This window comes from Alishewanella longhuensis (assembly GCF_014653435.1).
GTDB classification, from domain to species: Bacteria; Pseudomonadota; Gammaproteobacteria; order Enterobacterales; family Alteromonadaceae; genus Alishewanella; species Alishewanella longhuensis.
In genome coordinates this window covers 365085-377695 of the sequence record NZ_BNAO01000001.1, presented here as the reverse complement: position 1 = coordinate 377695, position 12611 = coordinate 365085, and the positions used below count along the sequence as shown (strand labels likewise).

Here is a 12611-nt window from a genome sequence, read left to right as displayed (position 1 = left end):
CTCAAATAACGCTATTTGTTATTCTTTGTCTAGCTTGTGCAGCAGCGCCATTAGCTCAGCAATAACCAATTCTGGTTCATCAAACTGCACATAATGGCCACTGTTTGCCGTAAGCACCGCTTTCCCCTGCGGGAAAGCATTGGCCCAACCTTGCCAAAGCTCACCCCACATTTGTCGGCCCTGATCAGTAAAAAACAGATTGGCCGGGTTCTCTACCTGTCTAACAGAAGCAATCACCGTAACAGGCATATCCTTAATTTGCGGATAGTTCGGTAGCGGCCTCTTGCTCCAAAAATCGAGGTATTGGTTCGACATGCCTTCGGCCATATCATCCAGCTTAATTTGCGCAATTTCCCGATTACCCTGCTCTAAATTGATGGCACGCAGTATATCCACATCATGCTCAGAAGAGGGATCTAGCATTAACAGCGCTTTAATTTGCTGAGGATAAGCCGCGGCAAAATCTCTGGCGATACTACCCCCATAAGAGTGCGCTACGACAATCACCGGCTGCTTTACCGCCAGTTTGGTTAACAGCTCGCTGGCGTAATCAGCATAATCACGTGAGGTAAAATGCCGCTTAATCGCTGTGGAGTTGCCATTGCCTACTCTGGAATAACGAATCACGGTAGCATGCTCGGCGATACGATTAAACACCGGGTCCCAATCAGTCATACCTGCTCCAGCCCCCGCCTCTAACAGCACGATATGCTTGCCGCTGCCGGCAATTTCATACTCCAGCTCAAATTCATTTACTGCCATTAACGCGGGTTGCGCACTACTCGCAAAAGAAAACACCAAACCAATTAGCAGAACAAGTTTCAAATTACCCCCTTAAAATCCTTGCTACTCAGGAAAACCATTTAGGCGGCGACATGCAGCCTTTATTTTTGTGCGGGCGTATGGTGTTTAAACCACAGCAATTCGACCAAGCCAGCGATAATATTTATTTGTTATGCCTTGTTATCAGCGGCACTGCTTATTTTATTGAGTTTGAAAATGCTGCTGTCGGTACTTCAATAAAAATTAATCGAAGCCGAAAGCGCTACAGCAGTATGCTGTGTAGGCAGCTTACTGCCGAATAATCAGCTGTTCTATGGTTTAGCAATAATAGAATTTAGTGTTATAGCCGATACAATTAACGGTAACGTGAACGCTTCACTGATTAGAGGCTTTAATTCTCTTAGCCCTGTAAGGTTAATTAACGCCGAGATACCGATAACCAGCAGCAATAATAAAAAATAGGTTATAGCGGTTATACCTTTAATATGACGATATTTAGCAAATAACTTGGTTGATAACCAGTAGCCTATGACAACACCTATCACTGACCACACCATATGAAAAAAGAAGCCCTTTGGCGTAAAATGGGTATCGCCAAACAGTAGCTCTATGGCATAAAAAGTTAGCGGCAATGTGAAAGTTAATGTCCAAAACCACTGTTTAATGGATAGTTCCTTCATTTACTTCTCCTTCTCTTCTGTCCAATCTTAAAAACCCGTTTTTACCTGCCCAAAATTTAAGATACCGCATGCCAAGCAAGCAACCGCTGACGCGGCCAGAAGAGCATATCTGCAAGTGTGCTTTATTGCCGAGATGAAAGTCAGCAATATCGGCTGCATCGTCTGTTGATATAAATCTGATATCCATGGTTGTCATATATTAAGTTTTAACTCTCGCCATAAACGACGCGAGGGACCAACGTCCGACAACTGCAGACAGCGAATGTAGTGGCTTTGTTACATACTTTCTTCACTTTACGCGCCAAGTAACGGGAGATGCTTTAGACGATGGTACTGCAATGCCATCTGCAAGCAATGCTTAAGTGGACCGATTTCAGAAGCACGCAAAGGAATGACGATTGCTCTTTTTCCCTCATACTCGAATTCATCTCGCCTCAATCGGCCGACGCATTAACGATCGGCTCAATTGAATTGTTAGGTAACTCTGCGCCTCGGCCAAGCAGTATAGGCAATATGTGATTCCTACTTAACCGATGGTGCGTAGCATTTTTATATTTATCATCATGTGCATTTAGTAGTAGAACGATCAAAAGATCTCTATTTGGAACAAACTGAATCAGAGCGGTATAGCCGTAGTCAGTACTACCTCCCATCTGAACAATAGACTCACCACTTATATCGATCTTTGCAAGGCTACCTAACAACCATCTCTCGTTCGCTTCAATAAAAACTGAATTTGGCGCCTCAGCAGGGAATATCGTGCCATTTTTAAGTGCAGCAGACCAAGTCGCTAAATCATCAATTGACGTAACCATCCCCCCAGCACCAACTAGTGCCCAAGTTAAGCCTTTTTCAAAGGTTGTACTGCCTTGATCATCTCCCCCGTATCCACGAGCCATGTTGCGTGCTGATATACGCGTATCTTGGTAAAACCCAGTTCTACTCAAATTTAACGGAGTAATTAAATTGTCGTAGACGTAATCCTGAAATGGACGCTCACTCACTTTCTCGACGATAGCGGCTAAAAGGGTATACGCCGCATTTGAATACGCAATTTTCTCGCCCGGCTCAGCAATTAACGGCATAGATAGGATTCGGCTCTCAGCCTGAGCTTTATCCATCAACTCAAAGTCAGAATCATTATGAAAGTTATCCAAACCACTTGTATGCCCTAAGAGCTGTATAACTGTTATCGGCTTTACTTCATCAGGTGCCGTTGGATAAAAATCTCCAATCGTGTTAGAAAGCTGCAATCTTTCATTCTGAGCAAGTTGCAGTACTGCGGCTGCCGTAAACGTTTTAGCAATTGACCCCATATCAGAGATAACCGCAGCACTATTTTTTACAGAGTCTTCTCTGTCTGCACAACCATAAGCGCTCTCAAATAAAACATTACTACCCTCGGCAACCAGTATCATCCCATCAAAAGTTCCCGCTATGTGTTCTCTCTGGAGTTCATCAGCCAAACTAGTGATAACTTCGTTGTCCAGCTGAATGGTTGAAAAGACATTGCGACAGTCCGGTACGCCACTGCAGCCTGAAAGAGCTAGGACAAATAAAAAAATGGTCAGTTGATACATAATATTCCTAAGTAACGCCGCCAGCAGCGGCCGAAAAGCCGCACAGCGGATTTGAGGTCCAGCGACCAAAGGGAGCGATGCTGACTGGCCTTGTTATGTGATTTTTGCACGTTACTCAACACCCTCTAACTTTGGAATAACATCCTCGAAAAACTGTGCCATATCTCTGATTATCGATAGGTTTTGAGGGAAAAGGTCTGGGTTTGAATAACCATATCTTGCAGCTTCAAATAAGCCATTAAGCTCGTTTAGTAAGCTGCCAATTTTTGGATACTTTGAATACATGTCTGTTTTCTGATATTCCCCTTTGATCTTTGCTTTTCTTTTATCAGATAGCTTTCCAAACAGGTCAGTCAGGTTGTGGGTCTTACTTTCATCCTTAACATCTGATTTTACATATCTGAAGCATGTTGTTGTGTCTTCGTCGTCTAGTTGAAACTGAAATTCGGAGTATTCATCTTCCGCTAGACACGATTTCAAAAAAATCTCTATTGAGAAAGATGCATTCGCTATAAACGGACAAACCCAATCGAAGTCCTTTGGGGATTGATTAAGTAGAGTTTCCGCTGTTCTTTTAAAGCCAACACCAATTTTATAAACATGCACAGAAGGGCTTGGCAATCTATTTCTCATAGTGTGATTCCTTAAGGCACATAACGCAAAGCACACGGGTGACGACCGCGTAGCGGTTGGCATCCCAGCGGCCGCAGGCCGCGAGTGTTGCGCCTTGTTAGTTTCAATTTCCGAAAACTACTGCGACAGTTAGTCTTCTACCTGCTTTGTAGACCTTCAGATTTAACCCATTTTTGTCTTCGGGCCAAATAGCATAAACAGTTGTACCAAGAAATCCGGGTTCATGAAACATCGACACAGGCGTATACAATGCTTCGACAACTTCATGCGTTTTTGCAATATCAATATTTCCATGAGTTAATATCAAATTATTCTCAAGCGACTTGTACAAAGAATAAGCCATTTCAAAAGACTCTAACTCAAAAATAATCATCGCCTTTTTAAACAAATTTTCTTCACATATAACAGCAGCGATTCCCTCAACACCCTCAAAATGGATAACTCCAGCGGGATAATCTTTTTCTCGCTCGATAAAATTAAACGTATTAGTTATTTCTTCACAAGAACCGCTTAGCTTGGGAACTAAGCTTTCTGCAACAGAGCCACTACTAAATATGAGAGTTATCAGTACAAAAAGGTATTTCATAAAACTCCTAAAACTAACGCCGCGCACACGGGCGACAAAAACGCGCCAGCGGGTTTGGCGTCCCAGCGACCAACGGGAGCGAGTGCTGCGCTTTGTTAGCGGCGACAAACACACTACCCTCGCGGCACTGCCGCCAAGCGATGCCAAATAGCAGCTCCCATGTGCAAAATTAAAAAACGTAACCAGCCAAGTGCGATGCAACGAAATGGCTGGAGCCTAAAACCTTTAAAGCCAGCGGAGACAATGAGCCAAAAGGAACAACGCTACCGCACCATCAGAGATTGCACCTTACCAACAAACGGGCGAACCTGACGGAATAAATTAACATGTGAGATACAACTTAACGCAAGCCGAGCCGAAAAGTAAAACAGATTTTGAAACCACACCTTCTCGGCAGCCGGCTAACAATATTATTAGAAAGCAAAATCCCTTCTTTCAACACGGGAGTCTGCCTTCTATTATGATCTTGCTTGTCGATAAACTAACCAAAATTTTATGTTAAATCAATTCTATACTTTTGCTACTTGCGAAAGGCGATGGTTATAAACAGGTGTGGCGCTTGCGATAGACTTATTAACAAATACTCGGGGATGTACCGTAGTTGTGAAGTATCCTGTTGCGTGATGCGGAGCTGAGACGCCCCTAGCAGCAACTACTGCTAAGGGCTAGGTTGAGGGCAGATTAACGAATATCTAATATCAGCACACCACGGGCAGGTACGCTTAGCTGATTATCGAGCGTAAGGCGTTTGCCGCTTATCACATCCACGGCAGTTTTACCGCTTGGCAGCACCTGGCGAAAGCGGCTTAAGTCTAGGGTTACAGCTTCGGTTTGTTTATTCATTACCACCATCACAGTTTGCTGCTCGTTATAGCGGAAGTAGGTGTAAGTGCCGTTATCTGGGGCGAAGTGCAGTAACTTGCCATGATGAATGGCGCTGGCGGTTTTGCGCCAGTTTAATAGGGTGCTTACCCATTGCTGGGTACTGCGCTGCCGCGCGGTTAGGCCCTCGCCGGTAAAAGCATTAACCTTATCGCCTGCCCAGCCACCTGGAAAGTCGGCGCGTACTTTGCCATCGTCGCGCTGTGCCGGGCTGGTCATGGCCAGCTCAGTGCCGTAAAACAGCTGTGGAATACCGCGCATAGTAAAGAGATAGCCAAGTGCCATCCGCAGCAGGTTTTCATCTTCACCCAAAATTGAAAACACTCTGGCAGTATCGTGGTTGCCTTCAAAGATCACCAGATTAAAAGGGTCGGCATAGACATGATCATTGCTAAGCATTTCATAGAGGCGGATCCAGCCGCTATTCCAGCTCTCGGGTTCAGCCAAGGCTTTTAGCAGGGCGTCATACAGCGGAAAATCCAGCATGGCCGGGGTATGCGAGACATAACCATCTTTATTCTGCTTACCCGCCTGCCAGTACGAAACAATAAGCGGGTTTGGGCTCCACTCTTCACCGACAATATTAAAGTTGGGATACTCCTGCATAATGCGCCGGCCCCATTCGCTTAAAAAGGCTTTATCCGCATAAGAATAAGTATCTTCCCGAATACCCGACAGCCCCGCATATTCCACCCACCAGATACTATTCTGAATAAGATAGGTCGCTAATCTTGGGTTACGCTGATTTAGATCCGGCATGGTGTCGACAAACCAGCCGTCGGTAAATAGCTCACGGTCAACATCGGCGGCATAAGGGTCTTGAATAGTGCTGCGGTTATGATTGGTTGGCACAAAGTTGCCATTGGCATCGCCCTTGGGGAAATTTAACCAATCTTTGGCCGGTAAATCCTGCAGCCACCAGTGGTTGCTGCCAATATGGTTAACGATAATATCCTGAATCACCTTAATGCCGAGCCGATTGGCGGCCGTAACAAAATCACGAAACTGCGCATTGCTGCCAAAGCGGGGGTCCACCCGGTAAAAGTCGGTGGCGGAATAGCCGTGATAGGAATACGCCGCTTGATTATTTTCGGTCAGCGGCGTTGGCCAAACTGCAGTAATTCCCAATTGCTGTAAATAAGGTAGTGCCTGTAGCATACCTGCTAAATCACCGCCATGGCGGCCATTATCATCCAGCCGGTTTGCCTGCTCCAGCATCTCGGGTACGCTGTCGTTACTGGGATCGCCATTAACAAAGCGATCCGGCGTAATCAGATAAATCGCATCAGCTGGCGAGAAGCCCTGACGCTGTGCCGAATCCTCACTTCGCGCCAATAATGGGTAATCGACTTGCTGTACGGCTTTTGCGCCGCGCCAAAGCTGCAATGGCAAGGTGCCCGCCGCGACGTCAGCGGACAGTGTTAGCTCAACAAACAAATAATTCGGGTTATCGGTGCGCTGCACCGCGCTAATGCTAACCCCGGGATAGCTGAGCTTGGGTGTCAGCTCAGCTAACTTATCCCCGTACAGCATCAGCTCAACAGTCGGGTGCTGCATACCAACCCACCAGTTAAGTGGCTCAACTCGCTGTACGCTAGCCGCGTGCAAACCAAAACTCAGGCCATAAATAGCCAGTAATCCGCATATCTGTAATCCCAAAAACTTACGCATTAGTTTTACTCCTTCGTTGGCTTAGCCAGTAAAAAGCGCAGTGGCGTTGCTAACCGGGCCGCCCAGGCCTGTTCACTGTGATCGGTACCGGCAAACAGCTCGCTGTGCCACAAGGGTGCACTAAAGCCTTTGCGCCGGAATAAGCGGTCTACCTCTTGCTGTAACGGCGGATAGAGCGCATCCAGCGTTTGGTCGCCATAATCAAAGTACCATTTATGCTGGCCGGCTGCGGGGAGCTGCTGCTCCAGATAGCTTAGAAAAGCCTGCGGGATCGGATTATTCTCTACACTAAAGGTGCCCGGCCAGTGAGTGGATAAGGCCGCAGCACCGCCAAATACCTGTGGATACTGCGTTTGCGCATACCAGGAAATCAGGCCACCCATACTGGAGCCCATAATAAAGGTGGCTTCGCGACTCGGATCAGTAGCAAAATGCTGTTCGATATAGGGTTTTAGTTCTGTTACTAAAAAGCGCAGATAGTTATCGCTGTAAACGGCGCCGGCAAATAACGATACACCGGGCGCGCGATCCAGTTGATACAGCTGTTGCTGCACCGCTTCGGGCAAACTTAAAAAAGGCTGCTGCGGAAAATACTCGCTGTGCCGCGCCGCACCAATATTGTGAATGCCCACCACAATAAAGGGTCTTACCTCGCCCTGTTGTTGCAGCCACTGCGCTGTCTCTGCTACCTGCCAGCTTTGACCATTCCAGGTTTTACTGGCATCGAATAACATCTGGCCGTCGTGCATATACAGCACTGCATAGCGCTGCCTGCTGTTATAGCCCGCCGGTATCCAAACATCGATGGGCCGGCTGGGTACATAAGCTGAGGCTATCTCAGGTAACCGCACTAGTTGGCCAACAGTGACCTTTGGCAAAATTGCTGCGTTATCGTCTGCCGCCAGCAAACTGCTGCTGACAACGAGGCCGTAAAGTAAGCCGCTTAGCCATCCTAGCCGATAGCATTTTTTGATCACAGCCATTATTGCCTCCGGTATATAGCCACACTCCCTACCATTGCGGCTTTAACAGCCGCAATGTTCAGGTTTGGGTTAAGATTTGACGTTTAATAGCGTAATTGCAGTTGTTTAGTCTCAGCCGTAAGCGGTACCTTAATATGCAATTGCTTATTCGCTTTGTCATACCAGGCAATATTCTGACCACGGGCAAAGCGCTGTGGCTGGGCAACGATGGGGATATAACGTCCATCCAGATACACCTTGCGGGCTTTACCACGTTGGTTATGTAGCACCAAGGTCAGATCGCGACTTGCTGGCCGGCCTGTGTAATCGCCCCCTTCGCGGCTGAAGTTAAGGGTTAACTGCTTTTGCTGCTGACTGGCCGCAAAACGCAGTAGCTCGTATTGACCTTTGGCAACGGCATCGACTGTTACGCCGTCGTCTTCAAATAACTCTCCCTGACTTTCGCTAACGCTCGCATCGGCATAGTAATGTAAGGTTAAAGCCTTGCTATGGTAATCACGGGTGCGCTCAATCGCGTCCGTCATCGGGATAAAGCTACCCGCTTTGACCAATACCGGAATGGTATCTAAGGTTACCGGCCGCTCTACTACAGCACCACCTTCGATACGCTCACCAGTAAAGAAGTCAAACCAGACGCCTTTGGGTAAATGCACTGGCCAGCTACGCACGCCCGGCTCAGTGACGGGCGCGACTAAAAAGGCATCGCCCCACAGATAGCTATTTGCTTCATCCCGTAGTGCCAGGTTTTGCTCATCTAAGAAAAACAGTGGCCGCATCAAGGGCATGCCGGTTTGGCTGTGCTGATAGGCCAGCGTGTAGTTGTAGGGCAATAAGCGGTAACGCAGCTCCAGCCAAGGCCGCAGCGTTTCAACAACTTCGCTGCCGTGGAATACCGGTTCAGGGGCAATATGTTCCTGCGCATGCGGCCGGTACACCGGCTGAAATACGCCGTATTGTAGCCAGCGAATGTAAAGTTCTGGGTCGAATTCTTCGCCACCGGCAAAGCCGCCTAAGTCAGAGTGGATCCAACCAAAGCCAAATAAGCCCATTTGTAGCGCTAATTCCACCTGCGGTTTAAGCCCGCCCCAGCTGCGATCAACATCACCGGTCCAGGGCACCATACCAAAGCGCTGCGAGCCTAAACTGCCGGCACGCATCATAATAAAAGGCCGCTGCGCCGGGAAATCTTGCTGGTACCCCTGCTGCACCAGTTCAGCCCAACGATGGCCATAAGCATTATGCACTTCATCGGCGCTGACACTGCCAATACCCGGCACATAATGCTGAGTATCAGCAGGGTGTACTTCAGGTTCACCTAGATCGCCCCAAACACCACCCACCCCTTGTGCCAGCAAGCCGCGGTAAATTTGCCAAAACCAGTTGGCCGCTTCGGGTTTAAACACATCGATCAGGCCAGTATTACCAAAATAAAAATCGAAGGTTTTGGGCGCACCATCTGGCCCAAGTGCGATAGCACCCGCATCTACCGCCTCTTGCCAACGCTTAGAGCTAGTCAACACAAAGGGCTCGGTGACTAAAATGGTGTGCACGCCATCGGCGGAAAAATCGGCCAGCATTTGCTCTGGATTAGGAAAGGCTTGTTTGTCCCAAGCCAGGTTGCCCATATGGCCCTGGATATCTGGGCCAAACCAATATAGATCGATCACAATGGCATCTAATGCCAGCTTAAGATCACGGAATTTTTGCACCACGGCACGGGCTTCTGCCTCGGTACGGTAGCCAAAGCGCGAAGCGTAATTGCCAAGGGTCCAGCGCGCCGGTAACGGCGGCTTGCCGCTGGCCTGAATATAGTTGTCTATCAGTTCTGGTGTGTTGTTACCCGCTACAACCACATAGGCCGCCCGCCCGCCCTGGGCAGAAAATGCCAGGGTATTGGCTTCAGTATGGCCTAAGTCCAGCTCGCCGGTGGCACCGTTGTCGAATAACAACATATAGTTATTACTCGACATAACGCCAGCCAAGCTAAAGTACATTTGGTTAGATTCGGTGCTGTAACCGTAATGGGCTTTGTTGTAAAGCGGCAGTTTGTGGCCACGGCGGTCCATGCCCAGCACCCGCTGCCCGGCACCAAACAGCTTTTCATCCGCAGCAAGCCGGAAACTAAAACCCAGCGCTGCCGTAGCAGCTTCGCTGACATTCGCCGCTGGCGCCGAGGCTAGCTGCAAACCATTAAGATCTTCAGTCAGCAATTGCCCCTGATGATAAAAACGCAATGCGAGCGGGCTTTTTTGTAGCGCTATGGTTAACACCGGGCTTTGCAGGGTCAGGCTATCGGCAGTTTGTTTTAATGTTACCTGCACCGGCTGTGGGCTAGTGCCCAAGATGACTGAGGGCAACTGCAGCAAACCTTCTGGTTGATACCACACCTCAACGGCAGCATTGTTGTAAAAGGTTAGGCTGACTTTACCACGATCTGTGGTCACCACCAGCTGATTCTCCGTCACCCGATGTGACTGATAATGTTCGGCGGCATTAAGGCTAAAAACCGCCAGTAACGCGCATACACTGAAAAAGATACGCATGAACACCTCTTACCGCACTAATTGATAAACAACAGAGCCAAGCGGGGCTAAGGCGATGGCGATAGTCCCCTTGCCACCAGCAATGATCAGCTCGTTGCTACTGCCGCTAAGTTGATCCTGCAGGCGGTATTTGCCGTCGGCTAATTGCCATTTGGCAATCAGCTCGGCGGGTATGGTTAACGCAAACTCGCTGCCTTGCTCCGCATTAAAGTGGCTCACCACGATCAGCTGCTGCTCGGCAGAATAACGAGCAAAGGCCAGTTGCTGCTCAGAATAGGCAGTACCCGCTGCCATATTCACACTGTGCAGTTCAGTATAACCACCATTTAAAGCCGGTGCTGCACGGCTAAAGCTTAATAAGGTACTGTAAAACTGGCGCAAGGCCTGTTCTTCTGCGGTTAAAGCGCCGCCATCAAATTTACCACCATTGACCCAGCGCTGATGATGCGGCACACCCCAGTAATCAAAAATAGTGGTGCGGCTGGCTTTACCAAAACCGGCATCAGCGGCACCCGGTTCACCCACTTCCTGGCCAAAGTACAGCATGGTCGGCGAGGTACTGATCAGCGTAGAAACCACCATGGCAGGCATCCCTTTGCGGGCATCACCGGCAAACTCCGGGCTGGCAATACGCTGCTCATCGTGGTTTTCTAAAAAGTGCAGCATATGATGCTCAATATCGGCCATGCGCTGCTGGGTAGCAACCAGCTCAGAAGTTGGCCCCTTGCCTTGCATCACTAATTTTAAGCTATCGTAAAACTCTACCTTGTCGTACAGGTAATCCATTAAACCCAGCTTAATATAATCACGGTATAAATGCGGCTGATACACCTCGGCCAGTAAAAAGGCTGCTGGGTTTACCTGCTTAATATGTGAGTTTAAGTAACTCCAAAATTCTACCGGCACCATTTCGGCCATATCATAACGAAAGCCATCTACGCCCATACCGGTCCAATACAGGGTAATATCGCGAAACTTTATCCAGGTATCAGGTACGTTTTTGCCCTGCCAGAACTGATAATGCGCTTGCCAATCTTTCTCGGCGTACTCGGCTGGCAGGCTGTCAAAGTCGTAGCTGCCGTCGGGCTGCACGCCAAAGTTAATTTTTACCGTTTCATACCAATCATCAAAGGCTGGCTGCGCGGCGCGGGAGCCGTTACCCGTCCACTTGGCAGGGTTTTCCGCAAACTTACCATCGGCCAGCGGATGCGCTTCCCCCCCTAACACCTGATAATCAGCTGGCCACTCTGGCACCTGAAATGCCTCACCCGGCACGTAGTAAAAGTTGTTATCGCGGGCATAGGCCACGCTGGTATCATCATTGGCGCCAAAATCAGCGACACCCTCAGGTCGTTGTAAGGAGTGATAAGCGCGCGCCACATGGTTGGGCACTATATCAATTAACACCTTCATATCATGCTGATGGGTACGGGCGATCAGCGCTTGAAATTCTTGCAAACGATTGGCCGGATCGACTGCCAGGTCCGGGCTAACACTGTAATAATCTTTTACCGCATAAGGCGAGCCGGCACGGCCTTTCACCACATCGGGATCATCATTACTAATGCCATACGCAGTGTAATCACGAATTAAGGCATGATGCGGAACGCCGGTATACCAAATATGGGTGGTACCCAACGCTTTAATGCCTTGCAGCGCCTCATCAGTAAAGTCGTTAAATTTGCCTACGCCATTTTCTTCTAGCGTACCCCAGGGTTTATTAGTGGTATTGGTATTGCCAAATAGCCGGGTAAATACCTGGTACACCACCGCCTTACCTTGGTACTGCGGCTGACTATTCTGCTCTGTTGTGATGGTTTCGGTTGCTTTGGGGGAGGCTGTAACAGACTCTGTAGTGGGCGCTTTGCCACACGCGGCTAACACCGCTAATGTTGCGGCAGTTAACGGAATTATTTTTTTATTCATTGTCGTCACCTTGTCACATTACGCTTTGCGTAATAAGTTACCGCAGTTCTGCACAAAGGTTATGCCTTTTTTTGGTGCATACGTATGCAAACTGCATCATTGGGGCGTAATGTAAGGATTATATTTGCTCAGGGTGAACCAACTACGCCACGCTCGCGTAAAGATATCGTTGCGTTAAGGCGTTAATTTGCACATCTCGCCTAATAGTAAATTAGTATTACCTTAGCCGCACTACAGCATAAAGCGACATAATAAGGTTCTACCAGGTTATCAAAGCAGCTAGTAACCCTGAATTTAACTTGCTGCCGCTCTTTGGATAATAAATCTAAAGCGCGTTATCGCAA

9 protein-coding genes are annotated in these 12611 nt (G+C 48.3%); all 9 read right to left on the bottom strand.

The genetic code is table 11. From position 1 onward, the window contains the following. Window positions 1–18 precede the first annotated feature (18 nt). Window positions 19–825, bottom strand: a complete 807-nt coding sequence (locus IE163_RS01565; RefSeq protein ID WP_189429421.1) for an alpha/beta fold hydrolase — start codon at window positions 823–825, stop codon at window positions 19–21. Between the two features lie 269 nt (window positions 826–1094). Further along, entirely contained in the window at window positions 1095–1463 is a 369-nt protein-coding gene (locus tag IE163_RS01560) for a hypothetical protein (RefSeq protein ID WP_189429420.1), read from the bottom strand. A 434-nt stretch (window positions 1464–1897) separates the two neighbouring features. Next, window positions 1898–3043, bottom strand: coding sequence for a serine hydrolase domain-containing protein (locus IE163_RS01555; RefSeq protein ID WP_189429418.1), 1146 nt, complete (start codon window positions 3041–3043; stop codon window positions 1898–1900). A 111-nt stretch (window positions 3044–3154) separates the two neighbouring features. Continuing rightward, window positions 3155–3676, bottom strand: a complete 522-nt coding sequence (locus IE163_RS01550; protein ID WP_189429416.1) for a hypothetical protein — start codon at window positions 3674–3676, stop codon at window positions 3155–3157. A gap of 103 nt (window positions 3677–3779) precedes the next feature. Next, a complete protein-coding gene (locus IE163_RS01545) occupies window positions 3780–4409 on the bottom strand; it encodes a hypothetical protein (RefSeq protein WP_189429414.1) in 630 nt (209 codons plus the stop codon). A gap of 534 nt (window positions 4410–4943) precedes the next feature. Beyond that, window positions 4944–6815 carry a glycoside hydrolase family 13 protein gene (locus tag IE163_RS01540; RefSeq protein WP_189429413.1) on the bottom strand — a complete coding sequence of 624 codons (1872 nt, stop codon included), beginning with the start codon at window positions 6813–6815 and terminating at the stop codon, window positions 4944–4946. Window positions 6816–6820: 5 nt separating this feature from the next. Next, window positions 6821–7798: an alpha/beta hydrolase gene (locus IE163_RS01535; protein ID WP_189429411.1), complete on the bottom strand. Its 978-nt coding sequence runs from the start codon at window positions 7796–7798 to the stop codon at window positions 6821–6823. A gap of 83 nt (window positions 7799–7881) precedes the next feature. Further along, complete coding sequence (locus tag IE163_RS01530) at window positions 7882–10341, bottom strand: glycoside hydrolase family 31 protein (RefSeq protein ID WP_189429409.1); 2460 nt, start codon at window positions 10339–10341, stop codon at window positions 7882–7884. Window positions 10342–10350: 9 nt separating this feature from the next. Next, complete coding sequence (locus tag IE163_RS01525; RefSeq protein ID WP_189429407.1) at window positions 10351–12267, bottom strand: alpha-amylase family protein; 1917 nt, start codon at window positions 12265–12267, stop codon at window positions 10351–10353. Window positions 12268–12611: the final 344 nt, after the last annotated feature.